Raw genomic sequence first — 21,178 nt, 5'->3', positions numbered from 1 at the left:
AATGAGTATTTCTAGCTATCCAGCCCAATTTTTACGCAGTGCCCACGCCCCTGCACCCCGCACACTATACGAGATATTCTGCGCTACTGCGCATGATGTGCCAGACGCAGCTGCCATTGACGATGGCGATATTCTTACCTACGGCGAGTTGCTTGATGAAGTGCATCAACTCGCCGATTTTATGCATTCACAGGGAGTGCGGCGCGGCGATCGCATTGGTATTCGGATGCCTTCTGGACATCGTGACCTTTACATCAGTATTCTTGCCACTTTGGCAGCCGGTGCCGCTTATGTACCTGTGGATGCTGACGACCCTGATGAACGTGCAGAGATGGTTTTTGGCGAAGCAGCTATCAACGGGCTATTCGACGCCCAGGGGTTCCATATGCTTGCCCCTCGTTCCACAGGTGATACCAACCGCCCCACCCCCGACGATGACGCATGGATCATTTTCACCTCAGGTTCCACTGGAAAACCTAAAGGTGTGGCAGTAAGTCATCGCAGTGCTGCTGCCTTTGTGGACGCAGAATCCCAGCTTTTCTTGGTGAATTCCCCTGGTGGCCCGCTCAACACTGATGACCGAGTATTGGCGGGACTGTCCGTGGCTTTCGACGCCTCCTGCGAAGAAATGTGGTTGGCCTGGGCGCACGGTGCCTGCTTAGTCCCTGCCCCACGTTCCTTGGTGCGCTCTGGCCTTGACCTTGGTCCTTGGCTTATTAGGCGCGATATCACTGCCGTAAGCACTGTTCCTACCCTTGCTGGTATGTGGCCTAGTGAAGCATTGGATAATATCCGTTTGCTCATTGTCGGTGGTGAAGCCTGTTCAGCAGAACTGGTCGAACGCCTTTCTACCCCTGAGCGCGAGGTGTGGAATACCTATGGCCCTACTGAAGCAACTGTGGTTGCTTGTGCTACGCAGCTCTACCCTGGCAAGGCAGTGTCTATTGGGTTGCCGTTGGCTGGTTGGGATTTGGTGGTCGTCGACGAGCAGGGCAATCCGGTTGCTCCGGGTGAAGTCGGTGAGTTGGTCATTGGTGGTGTGGGCTTGGCGCGCTATCTCGACCCGGAGAAAGACAAAGAGAAATATGCGCCTTTGCCGCAGGTTGGTTGGGAGCGGGCATATCGCTCTGGGGATCATGTGCGTCTTGAGGCTGATGGGCTTTATTTCATTGGGCGTATCGACGACCAGGTCAAAATTGGTGGTCGGCGTATTGAACTTGGTGAAGTTGATGCTCACTTGGCTGCACTTGAGAATGTGCGTTCTTCCACGGTAGTTGTCCAAAATACCGCTGCTGGCGAAAAAGTATTGGTCGGTTATCTTAGTCTCAATGACCCAGAACAGGGTTTTGATCATGAGCGCGCGAGGCAGCGTCTGAGTGAGATCATGCCTGCTGCATTAGTTCCACGTTTGCACGTGCTCGACGACCTGCCGGTCACTACTTCTGGCAAAGTGGATAAAAAAGCCCTTCCGTGGCCACTACCAGGAACTACGGTAGAAGCCTCTGGACTTAGTCATACTGAGCAGTGGTTGGCAACGCTATGGGTGGAGGTACTTGGCGTATCCATTTCTGATACAGATGCGGATTTCTTTGCGCTCGGTGGTACGTCACTGGCGGCAGCCACTCTGGTGGGGCGGATTCGTTCTCGGGTACCTACCCTCTCTGTGCGTGATCTTTATGATCACCCGCGTCTTGGTGCGTTGGCCGAGAAAATCGATAGCATTACCCCACCTGATTCTCCTGCCGCAGCCACGCAACCTACTCGCATAGTAAAACCTGTAGGCATGGGCACTCGCCTTACTCAAGGGTTGATTCAGGTTCCCATTATGACGTTGCAGGCAACAACATGGGTGGTTTGTTTACTGCTGCTCAATAATGTGGCTGCACTATGTGGGGTGCCGTGGGCGCACCCACTCAATTGGTTCTGGGTGTTACTGCTCTTTCTTATTTTTGCAACCCCTTTGGGGCGTTTACCCATTGGTGGCTTGGGCGCACGACTTATTACGCATGGCATTGCCCCTGGCACATATGCGCGCGGTGGTGCAGTGCACCTGCGCATTTGGGCTGCTGAGCGTCTTGCTGATGCCTCAGGTTCACGTTCTATTGCTGGTGCGACGTGGGTCAATTACTATGCGCGCACTCTGGGGGTAAAAATGGGCAAGGGTGTTAATCTGCATTCTTTGCCGCCGGTTACTGGTCTGCTTAGCTTAGGAAAAAATTGTTCAGTAGAGCCTGAAGTAGATCTCAGTGGCTATTGGGTGGATGGCGATCGCATCCACGTCGGCACTATTGACATTGGTGCTGGCGCACGTATTGGTACTCGCTCTACTTTGATGCCGCATACTCGTGTTGGTGCTGAGGCTCATGTAGAGCCTGGTTCTACCTTGATGAGTAATGCTGTTGTAAAGGATAGGGCTAGGTGGGCTGGTTCTCCAGCGCATAAGGTGGGTAAGTCTAAGCAGCATTTTCCGGATACTCGTCCACCGCGACGTTCCTGGTGGGTGCCTATTTATGGTTTGTCCTCTATTGTGCTGGCACTATTGCCGCTGTTTGCGTTGGCAGTGGGCGGGGCTGCTATGTTTGCACTGTCAGATACCCCAGTGGGGCTTATTGCCACCGCGCCGGTGGGAGCGCTGGTTGCTTTTGCTACTTATATGCTCATGATTTGGCTTTTGGTGCGCCTGTTGGGGCTTAACCTAAGTCCTAAAATTACTCCGGTGCGCTCTTTCTTAGGTTGGCGCATTTGGTTCATTGAGCGGCTCATGGATGATGCCCGCACCCATCTCTTTATCCTTTATGCGTCCCAATTGACCCCCTTGTGGTTACGTAGTTTGGGCGCAAAAATCGGTAAGAATGTCGAAATCTCTACCTCAGTGATGGTGCCGCAGTTGGTAGAGGTACGTGATGGTGCTTTTCTTGCCGACGACACTCTCATCGGTGGTTATGAACTAGGTGGTGGTTGGCTCTTTGCCGATCACACTCGCATTGGTAAGCGTTCCTTTGTGGGCAACTCTGGTATTGCAGGTCCAGGTAGACGCTTGGCGAAAAAGTCTTTGGTCGCTGTGCTTTCTTCTACTCCGAATAAAGCAAAGGCTGGTTCTAACTGGTGGGGTTCGCCACCAGAGCGTATGCGTCGAGTGCAGGTGCAAGCAGAAGAAGGCGAAATGCGCACCTATAATCCTGGGCTAACGGTGAAAATCATGCGCGGGTTCGTCGAAACGCTGCGCCTGAGTGCGGTTATGGTTTCAGCCGTGTTAGCTACAAGCGTTATGGTAGTTTTGCAGTGGCTCTATACTCATCATGGTTTAGCACTAATGTGGCTACTCAGTGGGCTAGTGTTGATGGCTGCTGGTGTGGTCGCACTACTGATAACGGTCGTGGTGAAGTGGCTATGCGTTGGGCAGCACAAAGCGGGGGATCATCCCCTGTGGAGTTGGTTCGTGTGGCTTAATGAGCTGCAAGATACTTTGGTGGAAGTCGTGGCTGCACCATGGTTTTTGGGCCCGAATTTGGGTACAGGGTCACTCAATGTTGGGTTGCGGTTATTGGGCGCAAAAATTGGCAAGGGTGCGTGGGTAGAATCCTATTGGTTCCCGGAGACTGATTTGTGTCATGTCGGCGCTGGGGCAAGTATTGGCCCAGGTACCGTGGTGCAAACTCACTTATTCCAAGATCGTGTGATGAGTTTGGGCACAGTTACTATCGACGCTGGTGCTACCCTTGGGGCACATTCTGTGGCGTTACCAGGCAGCCACATTGGTGAAAATACCACGGTGGCACCTGGTTCCCTCGTCATGCGAGGTGACCAGATACCACCGCATACCCTATGGCAGGGTAATCCTATTGAGCCTACTGAGCCGCTTTCTTAAGGAAAACAGCTAATAAATCCGCAAATAGTGGGTGTGAACTGGGGATACCACATAGGTCAGTAACCAGTTCCGCCACTGCTTCCTCTTTGCCCTCTGTCAAGCTCAACCGACGCTGGAGCTCCTGAGATTCGCTATCTGATTCCACATCAAAGTTCAAGGCAGCTCCCACTGCGTCGAGCAATGCTGCTGGTCGATGCCCGCGCTGTGCTAATTGTGCTGCAGGTCCAATAAAGCGCTCGTGCTCGGATATTTTGCGCAGAGGTGCGCGTCCTACTCGATCAGTGGTGTCTGGGAGTTGTGGGTTGGCAAAGCGCACAAGAATTTTATCCACATATTCTTGCTGTTGTTGCTCACTAAACTCGTATTTTTCTACCAAAAGTTGTTTGGTTTCCGCTAGAACCGCCGCCACTTTCTGATGTACCTTGGGGTCGGCAAGCGCGTCGGAAATTTTTGTTATCCCGGCATCATTACCAAAGTATGCAGTCGCCGCGTGTCCGGTATTGACGGTAAAAAGTTTGCGAGTGATATAGGGTTCCAGATCAGCTACCCAGGTCACTCCAGGTATTTCTGGTATGTTTTCCCCGAAAGGTGTCTGTTCCACCACCCACTCAAAATAATTTTCTACCGTAACATCCAACCCTTGCCCTGGTTTTTGATTGGGCACAATACGATCGACAGCAGTGTTGGCGAAGAGAGCGACGTCGTCTGCTTGGGGATAATGCTCTCGAATAGCACGGGCGAGCCCTTCAGTGGCATTGATGGCATTCTCACACGCCAAAATCGCTACCTTATCCCCTTGCTTTCGACGCAATCCCTCGGCAATCGTCGGCGCAATAATCTCCAGGACCCGAGGGCCGACTGCCGTAGTGATCAGATCAGCACTGGCAATATGCTCATACAACTGCTCAAGATCTTGTGCAGAATTAACACCTGAGAAATTCGTGACCTCAATATCGCGTGGTTGCTCTCCTACTTCATGAACTGTGTAGGACTCTTGGGTATTGAGTGCGTCGATAAGCTCAGCAGAAACATCTGCAAATACGAGCTCATAGCCGGCATTGTGGAGAATGACACCAACAAAGCCTCGACCGATATTGCCTGCTCCAAAATGTAAGGCTTTCATGCGGTTACCTTTCCAAAAATATCGAGTATGTCTTCTTGCGTAGCTGCATCATGTAATTGTTGTACGCTATCTTTCTTCGCGAATAACTTTGCGATCTTCGATAGGATCTTCAGGTGCGAACCATCCGCACCCGCAATAGCAATAACGAAGTGTGCTTCTTTTCCGCCCCAGTCCACCGGCTGCTCATAACGCACAAATGCCAAGGCAGAATGTTTGATATATTGTTTTGTCTCATTAGTGCCATGCGGAATTGCTAGACCATTGCCCATAAATGTTGATACTGATGCTTCGCGTTCATGCATTGCTGCAACATAGCTTGCATCCACAGCACCAGCACGCACTAATAGTGCACCAGCTTCTTCAATAGCCTCATCTCTACTGCCGGCACTACCACTGAGAATGATGTTTTCTGGGCGCAACAATTCGCTTTTCTCTTCAGGTTCTGCTGGTGATTCTACTGGAGTGGCGTCGCCAGACTGCGGTTGGCGCTGGCTACTAATGAGCGCAACAATCTCGTCATAGCGCGGTGATGCCATGAAATTATCCACCGTAATATGCATAGCGGAAGGGGTTTTCGCCTGTGCTCGATCTACGAGATCTTCATGGCAGATAAGCAGGTCATAAGAGTCGGTAAGGTTATTGATTGCGCAATTGACCACACTGACTTGTTTGCCAAACCCAGCGTCATTAATTTTATTGCGCAAAACCGAAGCACCCATTGCAGAAGAACCCATACCTGCATCACACGCAAACACAATGCGAGAAATCAGAGGAGTCTGCGCATCTTTATCCCCCAGCGCACTCGACGCCACAGCAGACTTCTTTCCTTTCATCTGCTGCATCTTCTGCGTTGCCTCATGCAAGTCCTCAGTAGCAGTTTTGGAGAACTTGAGAATAAGCGAAGCAATAACACCGGATACCACTGCTGCCATGAGCACACCTGCAATAACTGCAATATGTTTGCCTGGCGCGGTGACTCCCAAAATGGCGATGATGGAACCTGGGGCTGCCGTGGAACCAAGACCGGCACCTAAGAGTGTCTCTGTGAAGATACCAGCCATACCACCTGCTATTGCTGCCACAATGAGGACTGGTTTCATGAGAACATACGGGAAATAAATCTCGTGAATACCACCGAAGAAATGAATAATCGCAGCACCGGGGGCTGTTGCTTTAGCAGAGCCACGACCAAAGAAGGTATAGGCAAGCAGAATACCCAACCCGGGTCCGGGATTTGCTTCCAGTAAGAACAGAAGCGAATATCCTTGATCCACCGCCTGCTCGGTGCCTAGTGGTGTAAGAATACCGTGGTTGATCGCATTGTTGAGGAATAGAACCTTGGCTGGCTCGATGAGAATCGAGGTGAGGAACAGGAGATTATTGCTGATGAGAAACTCCACTGCGCGGGCTGCGGCAGCCATCACCACATTCATCACTGGGGTGAGTAAGAACATGGAGGCAATCGCTCCAAGAGCAGCAAAAATACCTGCGGAGAAATTTGATACCAGCATCTCAAAGCCTGGTTTGATTTTTCCGTCCCATAGGGCATCAAGTTTCTTCATTAACCAGGCGAAAAGCGGACCACAGATCATTGCACCCAAGAACATTGGCGAGCCGCTTTCGCCTTTGTCAAGGAATACTTCGCTGCTTGTTCCCATGATGACACCCATTGTGGCAATAGCACCGACGACGCCGCCACGAACGTCGTAAATGAGCCGTCCACCAGAGTATGCAATGAGAATTGGTAAAAGATAGAACACCATTGCGCTAACGAGCGTGGCGATTTTCTCATTGGGGAAATATCCATCTGGAATAAATAGTGCTGTGATAATTCCCCAGGCGATGAATGCGCCGATATTGGGCATAATCATTGAGGATAAGAAGGTGCCAAATTTTTGTACTCTGACCCGGATTCCACCTTGTGTGGTACGTGGTCGGGTATCTGTAGCTGCTTGAGTCACAATGAAACTTTCTAGGAAAAATTTTTGCGCTCTGTTTTGTCTCATAACTACTGGCTTAAGCAGAGCGCAACTGTAGTCATAATTCTAAAAAAGATACCCGTGGCACTTCAACATCAGCCACGGGTAAGTATGCTAAGTGTGCGGTTTGTTAATCGCCTTATTAATCACCTATTTGGTCGCGACCACGCATCACAATTTTCGGATCGGGTTCACCAACGAGTTCATAATCTTTATTGGTGTAGTCAAACTTGCTCAGAATATAGCGCATTGCATTAAGACGAGCACGCTTTTTGTCATTTGAGCGAATGGTAATCCACGGGGATTCATCGGTGTCGGTGTAGCGGAACTGTTCTTCTTTAGCACGAGTGTAATCATCCCAACGATCAAGAGAAGCAAGATCCATTGGAGAGAGTTTCCACTGGCGTACTGGATCAACTTGGCGAATAGCAAAGCGAGTACGCTGTTCTTTTTGTGATACGGAGAACCAGAACTTAGTGAGCGAAATACCTGAGCCAAGAATCATATTTTCGAGCATGGGTACTTCGCGCAAAAACTCCGCGTGCTGTGATTCTGTGCAAAAGCCCATAACGCGTTCGACGCCAGAGCGGTTGTACCAAGAGCGGTCAAAGAACACGATTTCTCCAGCGGCAGGGAAATGTTGAATATAGCGCTGGAAATACCACGAAGTAGATTCACGCAATGATGGTTTTTCTAATGCCACGGTGCGTGCACCACGAGGATTGAGGTGCTCATTAAAGCGCTTAATCGTGCCACCTTTACCTGCAGCATCACGCCCCTCAAAGAGAATGATATGGCGCTGACCGGTATCTTTAGTCCAGTTTTGCCATTTGAGCAACTCGATTTGGAGTGCACGTTTTGTGTGCTCATATTCTTCTCGAGTCATGCGCTCTGAGTATGGGTAATTTTCTTTCCATGTATCAATAGGGGTACCGTCAGGAGCCAGAAGAACTGGATCGTCTTCATCGGTATCATCAACGAGATAGCCCTCGGTAGCAGCTAGGTCAATTACTGGGAGATCATTATCCGTGTCAGCCATAGTTTTAATTGTAGCCCCTAGCAGCCATGAAGGTGCGGTGAGCTAAAAGTTTTCTCCCCCACTCACCACCTACGGCATATAGAACACATACGGAGCACATATGAAAAAGCAATCCCACGTCCTGTTTTAGTGAAATGAACGTGGGATTGCACGCATCTAGCTCTGCTAGATGTTATCTACTTAATCGATGAATGCGCTCAGCTTAGAAGCCCATGCCACCCATCTCATCAGCACCTGGCATAGCTGGTGCAGCTGGTTCTGGTTTATCTGCTACTACAGCCTCGGTGGTAAGGAAGAGTGCTGCAATGGATGCAGCGTTTTGCAGTGCAGAACGAGTAACCTTTACTGGGTCGTTGATGCCTGCTGCCATGAGGTCAACGTATTCACCAGTTGCCGCATTCAAGCCTTCACCTGCTGGAAGTGAAGAAACTTTATCAGCAACAACACCTGGCTCAAGACCAGCGTTATAGGCGATTTGCTTTAGTGGAGCAGATAGTGCTTCACGAACAATTTTCACACCAGTTGCCTCATCGCCAGAAAGCTCAAGATCATTGTCGAGCACGTGAGCTGCCTGGAGCAGTGCAACACCACCACCAGCAACGATACCTTCTTCAACCGCTGCCTTTGCGTTGCGAACAGCATCTTCGATGCGGTGCTTGCGTTCTTTAAGCTCAACCTCAGTTGCTGCACCAACCTTAATCACAGCAACGCCACCAGCGAGTTTCGCAAGACGCTCTTGGAGTTTCTCACGGTCATATTCGGAATCAGAGTTCTCGATCTCAGCGCGGATTTGCTTTACGCGACCTTGGATTTGCTCTGCGTCTCCTGAGCCCTCGACGATAGTGGTGTCGTCTTTAGTGACCACAACCTTGCGAGCACGACCCAAAAGTGGCAGGTCAGCAGTCTCTAGTGAAAGACCAACTTCCTCAGAAATAACCTGACCACCAGTCAAGATAGCGATATCTTGTAGTTGAGCTTTACGACGATCACCAAAGCCTGGTGCCTTCACTGCAACAGACTTGAAAGTACCGCGAATCTTGTTGACTACCAGGGTAGACAAAGCCTCGCCCTCAACATCTTCAGCAATGATAAGCAATGGCTTACCGGACTGCATGACCTTCTCAAGCAATGGGAGGAGATCTTTAATGTTTGAGATCTTGCCAGAAACAAGCAAGACATATGGATCTTCTAGTACCGCTTCTTGGCGTTCCATGTCGGTAGCGAAGTAACCAGAGATGTAGCCCTTGTCAAAGCGCATACCCTCAGTAACCTCGAGATCAACACCGAAAGTGTTTGATTCTTCTACGGTAATAACAGATTCTTTGTTGAGCTTTCCACCGCCCACAGCATACATAGCTTTAGCGATCTGAGCACCAATAGCTGGGTCAGCAGCAGAAATACCAGCGGTTGCAGCGATCTGCTCCTCGGTTTCTACTTCTTTTGCACCAGCAAGGAGGTTTTCTGTAACCTTTGCCACGGCTTTTTCAATACCGCGCTTAATGCCCATTGGGTTTGAGCCAGCTGCTACATTGCGTAGTCCTTCACGAACCAAAGCCTGAGCCAAAACAGTAGCGGTAGTAGTACCGTCACCTGCTACGTCGTCAGTTTTCTTAGCAACCTCTTTAACGAGCTCTGCACCGATCTTCTCATATGGGTCTTCGAGTTCGATCTCGCGAGCGATAGAGACACCGTCGTTAGTGATAGTTGGGGCACCCCAACTCTTTTCTAACACAACATTGCGTCCCTTTGGACCTAAGGTAACTTTAACGGCATCTGCCAAAGTATTAAGACCTTTTTCTAGGCCACGACGTGCTTCTTCATCAAAGGCAATAATTTTTGCCATGCGAATTGCGCTCCTTAAAACTCAATAGCACGACGACACTCAAGCGTCATGATAAGTTGCTTAGCCCAAGTGCCCGCGACGGCATGGAAATGTGAGTGGCATTTCCTCACCTAGACCATGAACTTGTGGTTTATTTTCTTTTATTTTTTAGCACTCTCATATTTCAAGTGCTAAGTCCCTTTTTTAGCAGTCTCACCCAAACAGTGCAAGATAACACTGTACGCCTTGAGAGAACATCAAGCTCTAACCCCATTCCACGCACACAACGTAGCGCACCACGTAGCGTACAATGCATCGCATAATGCACCAATACGCATAGCACTCCTATACTGTTTTTATGAGCACTACATTATCCCCAGAATTAGTAACCTCACTGAAGAAACATATCAGCGCCCAGCGCGATACTATTTGGCAAGATCTTCGTGAACTTACTGCCTTTAACTCCGTCCATTCCCGTCCTGAATGCGCCCAGGATCACGCAGCAGCTGCGCAGTGGGTAGCACAGGCTCTGGAAAAAGTGGGACTCACCGTAGAAACATATCCCGTCGAAGGCGGTGCCACCACGCTCATTGGTCGTAAAGCAGCACAAGCAGATGCACCCACCATCTTGCTCTACGCACACTATGACGTCGTCCCAGCGGGAGATCCAGAGGCATGGACGAACAATCCCTTCGAGCTTACCGAACGTGATGGACGTTGGTATGCGCGAGGCGCAGCAGATTGCAAAGGTAACTTGGTGATGCACCTTGCCGCACTACGCGCTTTAGCAGCAGCTGGTGGCAGTGACCTAGGAATCATTTTCCTCGTAGAAGGCTCCGAAGAACAAGGTGGTGCGGAACTTTCTCACCTGATCGAAACACGCCCTGAGTTGTTCCGCAGTGACATCATCTTTATCGCCGACTCTGGCAATGCAGCAGTAGGAGTACCTACGTTGACCACCTCACTACGCGGTGGTGCACAAATTACAGTACGGGTAGATACTCTCGCCGCCCCTGTTCATTCAGGTAGTTTTGGTGGGGCTGCACCCGATGCTGTCGCTGCACTGGTACGTATTCTTGACTCCTTGCGCGATGAGCATGGTCGCACAGTCATTGATGGCGTTGATACCAGCACAACCTGGCAAGGAACTTCCTATGATAGGCAAGATTTCCGCACTGACGCAGGCATTTTAGATGGAGTTGCCATCATGGGTACCCCAGATGATGACCCTGCCGATATGGTATGGGCTCGTCCTGCTATATCTATTACTGGTTTTAGCTCCACCGAGGTCGCCAAGGCAGTTAATGCCGTTCCAGCCACTGCCAGCGCCTGCCTGAACCTACGCGTCCCCATCAACTATGACAGTCATGAGGTAGCACAGGCAGTAGCAACGCATATTCATGCTCACACTCCTTGGGGCGCTCGTGTTCAGGTTGATATTGACGATGTCAATTCGCCGTTCGCTACTGATACCCGTGGCCAGGCGCTGTCACATCTCGCTCAGTGTCTCAGCGCGGCTTATGATGGCAAAGAAGTCACACACCTAGGTTCTGGTGGTTCTATTCCACTGTGCTCTGAGCTTATCGACGCTATGCCCCATGCTGAACTTGCTCTCTTTGGTGTCGAAGAACCTCGCAGTGTTATCCACTCACCTGATGAGTCGGTAGATCCACAAGAAATCATTGATATTGCTACTGCAGAGGCGGCGTTCTTGGCGAGCTATAAAAAATAATTTCTGCCTCTATCTATCCTGATAAGGCTGCGCTACACTCACTGTATGAATATATCTTCGCGCATACAACGAGCCTGGTCTGTAGTATATCCGCCCGCTACCTCGGGCGGTCGCATTCATGGTCTAGACCTTGCTCGCGCCCTGGCAATCATTGGTATGGTTGCGAGCCATTTAGCACCAAGTTCAGCGCAAAACAATCCACTGATTCATGGTTTCCCCTCGGCACTTTTTGCGGTTTTAGCAGGGGTTTCCATGTCGATTATGGCCAGTTCAGGTAATGCCGCAGGTGGCATAGCCGCAACACGAGCTCACCACAGATTATTGATCCGTGGCGTTATTATTTTTGCCATTGGGTTATTCCTGTCCTCAGTACAAATCAGCATTGCTGTAGTGCTGTTGTCTATTGCCGCGATCTTATTCTTCTTACCACCAGTAACGCATATGCGTACTCGCAATGTGTGGATATTATTCTTCATCTTGCTTGTCATAGGTTCCGCGTTAACATCGCTGCTTACTCAATTAGGTTCCGTTATGATGCTGGTGGGTACTCCTTATCCGCTCAATGCTTGGCTATGTTATGGCACAGCGGGTATTCTTATCCATCGATTCCTGGTCTTTTCCCGAAAAACACAGATCATTACTTTTCTTCTTACTGGTATGCTCAGCGCAGTCCTCTACTGGTATCTCTCTCGTTCCATAAGCGATTCTCTTAGTTCACAAAACAGCGGTGGAAAATGGTCCGAAGGAAGTAGTAGCTGGTCTACCATGCCAGATTCTTCAATGAGTTTCCACCAAGCATTTCTTAGCTCGTGGGTAAGCAAGGAACCGCATACTGGTGGAATCGTCGATATTCTTTTCTCTTTGTGCGTCGCCCTTGCTGTTATTTCACTGTGTCTGTTGGTATGCACCCCGCGCATGGGAGCTGCCCTCTGTTATCCATTGCGTGCTCTGGGATCAATGGCGCTGACTTCTTATGTCATCCATGTACTCAGTGCTGGCATTTTCCTTTCCGGAAACATAGATATGGTTCAGGCTTATCACAATAGATGGATCGATAGCTCTAGCAGTGCCTATTCAGATCCGCAATCTGACTCACTGTCGTGGTCACGCTATCAGGAGAAAGTTGCTGCTGCCGGTAATTGGGAAGAATTCACCGAAAAGCAAAATGCCTATTATGCACAGAAATTCTCTGAAAGCAGCGATTCCATGCCAGATGTCGCCGACCTAGACTCATGGTCTGGATTCTTTATCACCATTACCATCGTGCTCATTTTCGCAACCCTCTGGCGTCTATTCTTCCGACGCGGCCCCATTGAAGCTCTGGTGGCGTGGGGTGAAAAACGTGGACTTCGTGCCAACCGAGCACCCCGAGGAAACCCATCACAAAACCAAGCACCCGCGCTCACCGAAGAAAACCCAGAGAATAACAGCATCACGGTAAGCGTTATCAAGCCAAAACAGTTTTTAAGCTAAAATAAAAAGGTACGTGAGTGTCTTTTTACGAGTTAACTCGCACAGTCCGTACTCAAACTACACTGTAAAGGATCCACCGACCAGTGCTTTTCCTATTTTTTGCACTCGCCGGCGCTTCTATTCTTGCCCCATTCCTCATCGCACGGCTGGGGCAAAAAGCATTTGGCTTGCTCGCCCTCGTGCCCGCCTGTGGTTTTATCTGGGTACTTACCCTCTTTACCTCAGGCACTTTCGACGCAGGCGGCAGCCTGGGCGCACACTATAACTGGATGAGCAACGCTCATCTTGACCTCAGCTTCCGCCTCGATGCTCTTTCTGGATTTTTTAGCCTGATCATTCTTGGCATCGGCGCATTAGTGCTATTTTACTGCTGGGGTTATTTTGATTCCGCCCCCGTAAGGCTACGTGCGTTCGCTGGAAATATGAGCGCGTTTACGTTAGCAATGTACGGACTCGTTATCTCGGATAATTTGCTCCTCCTCTATGTTTTTTGGGAAATAACTTCTGTACTATCCTTCCTGCTCGTAGGCTATTATGGCGAACGCGCCTCATCTCGTCGAGCAGCTACCCAAGCACTCATGATTACCACTCTTGGGGGCTTAGCGATGCTCGTAGGCATCATTGTGTTGGGCAGACAAACTAATGTGTGGACACTCAGTGCCTTGACAGGAGCCGAACTGGAAGGGACACACCACATTTCCTATGCCCTGGTTTTCATTCTCATTGGCGCATTGAGCAAATCTGCCATTGCGCCGGCACACTTTTGGCTCCCAGGCGCAATGGCAGCCCCCACCCCAGTTTCTGCATATCTACATTCAGCAGCAATGGTCAAAGCAGGCATCTATCTCATTGCCCGCTTTGCCCCAGAAGTACATTTTTCAAGCGCATGGCACGTGGTCATCATGCCGCTGGGAATTCTTAGCATGGTCATGGCAGGCTGGATGTCTTTGCGACAAAAAGACCTAAAATTAGTCCTCGCCTACGGCACCCTCAGCCAACTTGGTTTCATCACCACAATCATCGGCATTGGTTCCCAAGAAACCTTATTCGCTGGTCTTGCCCTCACATTCGCCCATAGTCTATTCAAGGCAACCCTATTCATGGTTGTGGGAGCTATCGACCACACCACTGGCACGCGTGATTGTCGAGAGCTATCTGGACTAGGCAAAAAACAACCACTATTGGCAGGAATCGCCCTCATTGCCACAGCGTCGATGGCAGGTATTATCCCCACCTATGGTTTTGTGGCAAAAGAAACTGTACTCAGCACCATCATGCATGAACAATTACTACACGGTATGCCAGCAAAAATGGTACTAGCCGGCATAATTATTGGCTCAATCATGACGGTCGCTTATTCTTTACACTTCCTACACGGCGCTTTTGCCACAAAAGACACTACCCATTCCAGCGGTGGCGGCATTGCACCAAAAGTTGCCCAGATGCACACGCTACACACACGACTATGGCTACCACCTGCACTATTGAGTGCACTGTGCCTTGTCTTTGGGGTTGCCCCAGATCTCATCGGTTCGCTAATCCGCGTACATATCTCCGCCCTTTTCCCAGAGAACACCCATATGCCGCACTTAGCGCTCTGGCATGGGTGGACTGTGGCTCTATTCATAAGCATCGGCATTATCACTGCTGGTTGTGCTATCTTTTGGCAGCGTAAGACCGTCGCAAAGCTCTATTTTTCTGAGCCAGCGCTTGGCGACGCCAACGCAGCCTATGACACAATCCTGGCATTTTTACGCACAATATCACTGCGTCTTACTGCCTCAACACAGCGTGGTTCTTTGGTTTTTAACCTCGGCATTATCTTTGTGGTGCTGTGCATAATGCCTATGGCTGCGCTACTCATAGGTGAGCGCACTATCATCCGCATGGATGCGTGGACCACGCCACTGCAAGCAGTAGCGGCAGGAATTATGGTCATCATGGCTATTGCTGCAGCTACCGTGCATAACCGGTTATCAGGATTATTATTCGTTGGCGCTACGGGCTATGGGGTAGCTTTCATCTTTGCCACCTATGGTGCACCTGATTTAGCCCTTACCCAGTTGCTTGTCGAAACCATTACCGTCGTAGTATTCATGCTGGTATTGCGTCGATTCCCCGCAGAAACACAATGGCGCTCCCACCCCAAAACGATTCGATTCCGAGCATGGCTTTCTATTGCCGTGGGCATTGCCGTCACCATTTTTAGCACCTACGCTATCAATGCCCGCACTCTCGATTCCATTGCCACCACTATCCCTGACCTTGCTTATGAGATCGGTCATGGCGCAAATGCCGTCAATGTTCTCTTGGTTGATATACGCGCCTGGGATACATTCGGCGAAATCAGCGTTTTAGTTATTGCTGCCATTGGTGTTGCCTCACTGGTGTACCGCACCCGAACTTTCCGACGAGAATCTCGACGACCCACCCTAAGCACTACAGGGCGTCGGTGGCTTGCTTCAGCAAAATCCGATACCGCACGTAATCGTTCCTTACTGGTCAATGTGACCACACGGCTGCTCTTCCCCACCATCATGATATTGAGTCTGTATTTCTTCTTTGCTGGTCACAATGCCCCCGGCGGTGGTTTTGCCGGCGGTCTTGTGGCTAGCTTAGGTATTGTGCTGCGCTACTTGGCAGGTGGCAAAGCAGAACTAGAAGAAACATTCCCCATTGATGCAGCACGCGTTCTTGGTGTTGGCTTATTGTTGAGTGCCATCAGTGCTATTGCCCCCTTATTCTTTGGGTATCCGCTGCTCACCTCGCTCTATTATCCAGTACATATACCGCATATTGGCACTGCTTCACTATCTTCTGTACTTGTTTTTGACGCTGGTGTGTATCTCATTGTTATTGGTTTGGTCGTCGCCATCCTCGGTTCCCTCGGTGTGCAACTAGATGAAGACGAGCATATGCGTAAACAACGAGCACGCGACCGAGCACGCCATTTGCGCAAAAAACTGCATGAACAAAAAGAGATGGAGGTACCCAGTGGTCGCTAATTTTTCTCTACTCCTAGCAGCCGCGGCACTCATCTCAGCTGGGGTGTATCTACTCCTCGACCGCGCCATGACCAAAATGATGCTTGGGCTGCTATTAGTGGGCAATGGAATCAACCTCTTGCTGCTCATGGCAGGTGGTAACCCTGGTTCTGCGCCTATTAAAGGACGTCAGTCGCTACTGTTTGGCGACACTGTAGCTGACCCACTTGCCCAAGGCATGATTTTGACTGCCATTGTGATCTCTATGGCAATGACTGCTTTTATCCTGGCACTTGCTTATCGTCAATATCGTTATCGCACCCAAGATTTGATTGATGATGATGCTGAAGATACCGCTATTGCAGCACGACCAGCCATTGCCGCGGCAGCTCCCGATCATGATGCGTCTGCCGATCCCAGTACGGGACGCCTGGGTGCTAGCGGCGATAACTTTGGCCCCAAATCCTTTGAGGCACCGGTGAAAGGAGATACTGATGAGTGATCTTTACTCCTTCTTACTAGCCTGGCTGCCCCTTATGATTCCGCTGCCGGTCCTCTTACCTGCCATTGGCGCGGCTTTGGTATTGCTCTTGAGTCCTTTTCCGCGGACTCAGCGCACGGTGACCATTGTGTTGCTGTTTTTATTGATTGCGCTCAATGTGAGTATGCTTTTTGTCGTCGACCAAGAAGGTATCCAAACAGTACAAATCGGTGGTTGGGATGCTCCGATAGGTATTACCCTAGTAGCCGATCGCTTATCGACGCTCATGCTCAGCGTTTCCTCCCTCGTCCTCTTTTGCGTAATGTGGTATGCCATTGCCCAAGGTATCCGCGATGGTGGTGAAGAAGATCCAGTAGCGGTATTCCTCCCCACATATCTTTTGCTCACAATGGGCATCAATTTATCCTTCTTGGCTGGTGATTTGTTCAATCTCTACGTGGGCTTTGAGATTTTTCTGGTCGCTTCCTACGTGTTGCTTACCTTATCGGCTTCTGCTGCCAGGGTACGCGCTGGGGTGAGCTACGTGATGGTATCCATGGCTTCCTCTTTCATCTTCCTCCTCGGGTTGGCCTTAGTATATGCCGCAGTAGGCACGCTCAATATGGCGCAAATCTCCCAGCGCATGGATTCTGTTCCCTCTGGAACCACCGCCATGATCTTTTCGGTACTCTTGGTCGCTTTCGGCATTAAAGCAGCAGTGTTCCCATTGGAGAACTGGCTGCCTGATTCTTATCCCACTGCCCCTTCCCTAGTGACAGCAGTCTTTGCTGGGCTTCTCACCAAAGTAGGCGTGTATTCGATTATTCGGATGCGTTCCACAGTGTTCATCGACGGCAGCTTGGATACTGTACTGCTCTGGGTTGCCCTCGCCACCATGCTGGTAGGTATTTTAGGTGCAATGGCACAATCCGACATTAAGCGTCTCATGAGTTTTACCCTGGTCAGCCATATCGGTTATATGATTCTGGGCGTTGCGTTAGGTACTGCTCAAGGCTTATCTGGCGCTATTTTCTATGCCGTGCATCATATCTTGGTGCAAACCACATTATTCCTCGTCGTCGGCTTAATTGAACGACAAGCTGGCTCATCTTCACTGCGTCGACTAGGCTCTCTTGCACGTTCTTTCCCTATCCTTGGCGCTCTGTATTTAATTCCAGCGCTCAACCTCGGTGGTATTCCGCCATTTTCTGGATTTTTGGGCAAAATTGTGCTGCTACAAGCAGCGGCCAACCAAGGTGGTGTCCTCAATTGGGTGCTGATTATTGGTGCAGTTATCACCAGCTTATTGACCCTCTACACAATGGTCGTGGTATGGGCAAAGGCATTTTGGCGCGACCGTGCCGACGCCCCAGAGGGCAGCACAGCTATGGCACACCCTGCGGTGTTACGCGACCTCCGCGATGAAATTGCCCTCACGGAACGCGATGATGTCGGGCGAGCACCCACTGGTATGATTGCAGCGACAATCGCCTTGGTGGCTACTTCTTTGGGCTTAACCTTTGTGGCAGGTCCAGTGTTAGCAGTGACTACGCGTGCTGCCGAGTCTGCACAAAATACCAGCATTTATCAGCAGGCAGTTTTGGGAGATACGCACAAAGCACCAACGCGTACTCTGGAACAAAAGCGTCTCGATGATGGCAGGGATCGCCGTGAATCTGGGGAGGGAGCATGATACATAAACTCCGACGAAGAATTCGCCCGTGGTTTTTATTGTGGGCAATCATTATGTGGGTACTGCTTCAAGGCGCACTCACCGTCGCTCATGTTTTAGCGGGAGCCGTGCTGGGGTGTTTAGTCATGTTTGCACTGCCGTTACCAGCAATTCCTCGTGGCAATATCCACATCAATTATCGCGAACTTCTCCGCTTGGCATTGATCTGGCTCATCGGACTGGTTCGTGGAGCCTGTAGCGTAAGTTGGCTCGCGCTGCGCCCACAAGCACCACCGAAAACGGCTATTGTGCAAGTGCCTATGCGCGTGGAAAGTGAATTGATTTTTGCCCTCGCCACGAGCTTGTATAACTTGCAGCCTGGTGGTTCGGTGACCGATATCGACGTAGGTAATAGAGTATGGACTGTCCATCTCCTAGATGCACATTCGCCAGAAAAAATTATGCAACAGCGTGCTGATATTGCCAGACTAGAGCGACAATTCATTCGCGCTTTTGAGAGGAGTAATCATGGATCCTGAGCTGTATAATCACTTCTTATTTGCGATTGCGGTTATTTTTGCTGTTTCTTTTATCCTGACCAGTTATCGCATTCTTGCAGGACCAAACTCCATTGATCGACTATTGGGCATGGACGGGTTAGCAGCTATGCTCCAATGCGCTTTTGCCACCTATATTTGTTTTTCGCTCGACAGTACCATCTCCAATGCCATGATTGTCATTGCTCTAGTCGGGTTTATTTCCACAGTATCTATTACTAGGTTCCGTAAAAGAGACGAGGCACGCTCATGAATACCGCCGACACAAACTTGATTCTCGATATTTTATCCTTGGCTTTCATTTTCCTCGGCGCAATTTTTGTCCTGTCAGCGGCTGTCGGTTTAGTCCGCTTTAAGGATAGTCTCTCGCGTGTTCATGCTATTACCAAACCACAAACATTGGGGTTGGTTCTTACCGTTATCGGCGCATTGTTGCGCTTGCTCAGTGTGCCTGAGGTGCACCGCAGCGATATGGGTGTCTTAGTGTTATTGGTGTTTTTCACCTTGATCACTAGCCCTATTACTGGGCAGCGTGTGGGACGGCTGGTGCGTCGTGAAGCGCTCTATGGGCAACCGGAAACTATGGCTCGCAATGAGGCTCCAGCTGAGCGTGCTATTCGACGCACTTAGCGTATTGGGCGCAAGGTGTCTAGCTCTGCACTTGTGGCTGCCACAACATCTGCCCAGGACTGGGTGCGCTCAAAGAGCGTGCGCTGGCGTTGGTAGCCGGCTCCTCGGGCAATAATTTCATGGATGAGGGCTAGTTCTGGTGCGCAATCAAGTTCTTGGGCGATATCGTCGAGGCGGGTTATCCAATGTGCAAGGTCTTGCGTGACCGGACATTCGTCTGTGTCGCGTGAGGTAATGATGAGTGCGTCTAGCCCATAGCGGGCAGCGCGCCATTTATTTTCTGCGATATGCCAATCTTGCAGCGTAGGGAGTTCTTCGCCACGGTCAATCATGCGGTCGAAATACACAATGAGGCAATGGGTAAGCGCAACGATGGCGGAAAGTTCACGAATGTTGCTTGTGGCGTCGCTTATGCGGACTTCAATTGTGCCCCATTTTCCAGCTGGGCGGATATCAAAGTGCATACTGCCGGTGTGGTTAATGACCCCGGATTTATCCTGGTCTTTCATATAGGATTCCCACTGCTGCCAGTTGGCAAATTGATAAGGAAGTCCTGCTGTGGGTAATTGTTGATACAGCATGGTGCGGTTGGAGGCATAGCCGGTATCAATGCCATCCCATCCTGGTGAGGATGCCCCCAATGCCAATATGTGTGGATACATGGTGAGCATGGCGTTGATGATTGGCCAGACTCGTTCGCGTTCAGAGATACCCACGTGTACGTGAATGCCCCAGATGAGCATTTGGTTTCCCCAGTATTGAGTGCGCTCGATGATTTCGGCGTAGCTGCCTTTGTCGCTTACTGGTTGGGAGCGGAAATCACTAAAGGGGTGGGAACCCGATGACCAGAGGCGCAGGTCAAGCTGGGTGGCGGCGTGGGTTAATGCAGTGGTAGCCCGGTCGATATACTTTATGGCTTCTGGCACAGTGTGACACACTGGGGTCACGATCTCGATGGTGTTGGCAAGAAATTCACGTTCCAGGTGTATATCTGGGTTGTGCTTTACGACGAGATCAATGACCTCACCAGCCCTGGGCACAAGATCACAGGTGGCGGGGTCGATGAGAGCAATTTCCCATTCAACACCCAAGGTAGGGTGTGGCGATGGGTGAAAGACCTGGCTCATACGCGTACTGCCTTAAGTTAGAGAGTGGTGTTTTGGGTCAGCACGATTACAACGGAATTGTTCTGGTTGCTTTCTGCTGGCAATGTGTCATTGCGTGGTGCTGCAATGCCGCCGAGACGAGTTGCTAGTTCCCTAGCAGCGGTTTCTTCTGCTTCATTGCCCGGAGTGAAATATACCGTTGTTTGTGCGTGGATTGGTTCTTGGTAGTTACCGGAGGCTCCAACTGTCCAGCCTTCCGCGCTGAGTTTATCTTTGGTTCGCGCAGCTAAACCGCTTTCTGTGGAGTTGTTGTAGATGTAGAGACGCATATCTTTCGCGTCTTTTGTGCGATCTATTTTTTCTTTCTTTGGAGTCTGCTCAGGTGTACTTTCCACAGCACTGGCAGCTAGTGGCGGTGTAGGCTCCTGTGTTTCTGGCACTGGTGCCGGTTCTGGGGTTTGCGCAGCAGCGCCAGCTGCTTGTTGTTGTGCTTGTTGCTGGGCGCGTGCTATTGCTGCTTGGGATTGTTGCGCTGCATAAGAGGCTAATTGTTCTTGTGCATTTACGTCACCGGCACTATCGTCTGACTTTTTGTTGACAAGGGAATAGACTCCCCATGCTGCCAAAACAATAGCGACTGTAATAAGAATCATTGCCATCGCTCTTAGCGGGGCACCTTGAGTGTTTTCTTGCCGTTCATTCACGCTCATTA

General features: G+C 50.3%; 15 protein-coding genes. 9 read left to right on the top strand and 6 right to left on the bottom strand.

Annotation, left to right across the window (positions count from 1 at the left end):
* Nucleotide 1 precedes the first annotated feature (1 nt).
* Entirely contained in the window at nt 2–3,868 is a 3,867-nt protein-coding gene (locus FQV43_RS00980) for a Pls/PosA family non-ribosomal peptide synthetase (RefSeq protein WP_146338220.1), read from the top strand.
* On the opposite strand, the gene FQV43_RS00975 is transcribed toward FQV43_RS00980, so the two are convergent.
* The 4 genes from FQV43_RS00975 to groL form a co-directional block, all read right to left on the bottom strand.
* On the bottom strand, nt 3,849–4,991 hold the full coding sequence (locus FQV43_RS00975) for a mannitol-1-phosphate 5-dehydrogenase (RefSeq protein WP_146338218.1): 1,143 nt from the start codon (nt 4,989–4,991) through the stop codon (nt 3,849–3,851). The two genes, FQV43_RS00980 and FQV43_RS00975, sit on opposite strands and share 20 nt — an antisense overlap.
* On the bottom strand, nt 4,988–6,997 hold the full coding sequence (locus tag FQV43_RS00970) for a PTS mannitol transporter subunit IICBA (RefSeq protein WP_146338216.1): 2,010 nt from the start codon (nt 6,995–6,997) through the stop codon (nt 4,988–4,990). The genes FQV43_RS00975 and FQV43_RS00970 overlap by 4 nt, the downstream gene beginning before the upstream one ends.
* 115 nt (nt 6,998–7,112) lie before the next feature.
* Nucleotides 7,113–8,009 (bottom strand): polyphosphate kinase 2, encoded by an 897-nt coding sequence (ppk2, locus tag FQV43_RS00965; RefSeq protein WP_144273722.1) that lies wholly within the window; start codon nt 8,007–8,009, stop codon nt 7,113–7,115.
* Nucleotides 8,010–8,211: 202 nt separating this feature from the next.
* Nucleotides 8,212–9,852: a chaperonin GroEL gene (groL, locus tag FQV43_RS00960; RefSeq protein ID WP_144273721.1), complete on the bottom strand. Its 1,641-nt coding sequence runs from the start codon at nt 9,850–9,852 to the stop codon at nt 8,212–8,214.
* Between the two features lie 337 nt (nt 9,853–10,189).
* Between groL and FQV43_RS00955 the strand changes: the two genes are divergently transcribed.
* From FQV43_RS00955 to FQV43_RS00920, 8 genes are all read left to right on the top strand, one after another.
* A complete protein-coding gene (locus tag FQV43_RS00955; protein WP_146338214.1) occupies nt 10,190–11,563 on the top strand; it encodes a dipeptidase in 1,374 nt (457 codons plus the stop codon).
* Nucleotides 11,564–11,608: 45 nt separating this feature from the next.
* On the top strand, nt 11,609–13,036 hold the full coding sequence (locus FQV43_RS00950; RefSeq protein ID WP_146338212.1) for a DUF418 domain-containing protein: 1,428 nt from the start codon (nt 11,609–11,611) through the stop codon (nt 13,034–13,036).
* 83 nt (nt 13,037–13,119) lie between these two features.
* Entirely contained in the window at nt 13,120–16,041 is a 2,922-nt protein-coding gene (locus FQV43_RS00945; RefSeq protein ID WP_146338210.1) for a Na+/H+ antiporter subunit A, read from the top strand.
* Nucleotides 16,031–16,522, top strand: coding sequence for a Na(+)/H(+) antiporter subunit C (locus FQV43_RS00940; RefSeq protein ID WP_144273717.1), 492 nt, complete (start codon nt 16,031–16,033; stop codon nt 16,520–16,522). The genes FQV43_RS00945 and FQV43_RS00940 overlap by 11 nt, the downstream gene beginning before the upstream one ends.
* Entirely contained in the window at nt 16,515–18,194 is a 1,680-nt protein-coding gene (locus FQV43_RS00935; RefSeq protein ID WP_146338209.1) for a Na+/H+ antiporter subunit D, read from the top strand. Before FQV43_RS00940 ends, FQV43_RS00935 begins: the two co-directional genes overlap by 8 nt.
* On the top strand, nt 18,191–18,712 hold the full coding sequence (locus tag FQV43_RS00930; RefSeq protein ID WP_146338207.1) for a Na+/H+ antiporter subunit E: 522 nt from the start codon (nt 18,191–18,193) through the stop codon (nt 18,710–18,712). Before FQV43_RS00935 ends, FQV43_RS00930 begins: the two co-directional genes overlap by 4 nt.
* Nucleotides 18,702–18,983: a monovalent cation/H+ antiporter complex subunit F gene (locus FQV43_RS00925; protein WP_144273714.1), complete on the top strand. Its 282-nt coding sequence runs from the start codon at nt 18,702–18,704 to the stop codon at nt 18,981–18,983. The genes FQV43_RS00930 and FQV43_RS00925 overlap by 11 nt, the downstream gene beginning before the upstream one ends.
* Nucleotides 18,980–19,360 (top strand): monovalent cation/H(+) antiporter subunit G, encoded by a 381-nt coding sequence (locus FQV43_RS00920; RefSeq protein WP_144273713.1) that lies wholly within the window; start codon nt 18,980–18,982, stop codon nt 19,358–19,360. Before FQV43_RS00925 ends, FQV43_RS00920 begins: the two co-directional genes overlap by 4 nt.
* On the opposite strand, the gene FQV43_RS00915 is transcribed toward FQV43_RS00920, so the two are convergent.
* Both FQV43_RS00915 and FQV43_RS00910 read right to left on the bottom strand, forming a co-directional pair.
* Complete coding sequence (locus tag FQV43_RS00915) at nt 19,357–20,487, bottom strand: glutamate--cysteine ligase (protein ID WP_144273712.1); 1,131 nt, start codon at nt 20,485–20,487, stop codon at nt 19,357–19,359. The genes FQV43_RS00920 and FQV43_RS00915 overlap by 4 nt on opposite strands.
* 17 nt (nt 20,488–20,504) lie before the next feature.
* Nucleotides 20,505–21,176 (bottom strand): LytR C-terminal domain-containing protein, encoded by a 672-nt coding sequence (locus FQV43_RS00910; RefSeq protein WP_146338205.1) that lies wholly within the window; start codon nt 21,174–21,176, stop codon nt 20,505–20,507.
* Nucleotides 21,177–21,178: the final 2 nt, after the last annotated feature.

This window comes from Corynebacterium sp. sy039, assembly GCF_007904105.1.
Classification (GTDB): Bacteria; Actinomycetota; Actinomycetes; order Mycobacteriales; family Mycobacteriaceae; genus Corynebacterium.
Note: the sequence above shows the minus strand (reverse complement) of the source record. Positions and strands in the feature narration are given on the sequence as shown.

Coding starts and splice junctions, on each gene's coding strand:
- FQV43_RS00915 (WP_144273712.1), bottom strand. CDS start 20,487: ATGAGCCAGGTCTTTCACCCATCGCCACACCCTACCTTGGGTGTTGAA.
- FQV43_RS00950 (WP_146338212.1), top strand. CDS start 11,609: ATGAATATATCTTCGCGCATACAACGAGCCTGGTCTGTAGTATATCCG.
- FQV43_RS00910 (WP_146338205.1), bottom strand. CDS start 21,176: ATGAGCGTGAATGAACGGCAAGAAAACACTCAAGGTGCCCCGCTAAGA.
- FQV43_RS00935 (WP_146338209.1), top strand. CDS start 16,515: ATGAGTGATCTTTACTCCTTCTTACTAGCCTGGCTGCCCCTTATGATT.
- ppk2 (WP_144273722.1), bottom strand. CDS start 8,009: ATGGCTGACACGGATAATGATCTCCCAGTAATTGACCTAGCTGCTACC.
- FQV43_RS00970 (WP_146338216.1), bottom strand. CDS start 6,997: ATGAGACAAAACAGAGCGCAAAAATTTTTCCTAGAAAGTTTCATTGTG.
- FQV43_RS00955 (WP_146338214.1), top strand. CDS start 10,190: ATGAGCACTACATTATCCCCAGAATTAGTAACCTCACTGAAGAAACAT.
- FQV43_RS00975 (WP_146338218.1), bottom strand. CDS start 4,991: ATGAAAGCCTTACATTTTGGAGCAGGCAATATCGGTCGAGGCTTTGTT.
- FQV43_RS00930 (WP_146338207.1), top strand. CDS start 18,191: ATGATACATAAACTCCGACGAAGAATTCGCCCGTGGTTTTTATTGTGG.
- FQV43_RS00980 (WP_146338220.1), top strand. CDS start 2: ATGAGTATTTCTAGCTATCCAGCCCAATTTTTACGCAGTGCCCACGCC.
- groL (WP_144273721.1), bottom strand. CDS start 9,852: ATGGCAAAAATTATTGCCTTTGATGAAGAAGCACGTCGTGGCCTAGAA.
- FQV43_RS00925 (WP_144273714.1), top strand. CDS start 18,702: ATGGATCCTGAGCTGTATAATCACTTCTTATTTGCGATTGCGGTTATT.
- FQV43_RS00920 (WP_144273713.1), top strand. CDS start 18,980: ATGAATACCGCCGACACAAACTTGATTCTCGATATTTTATCCTTGGCT.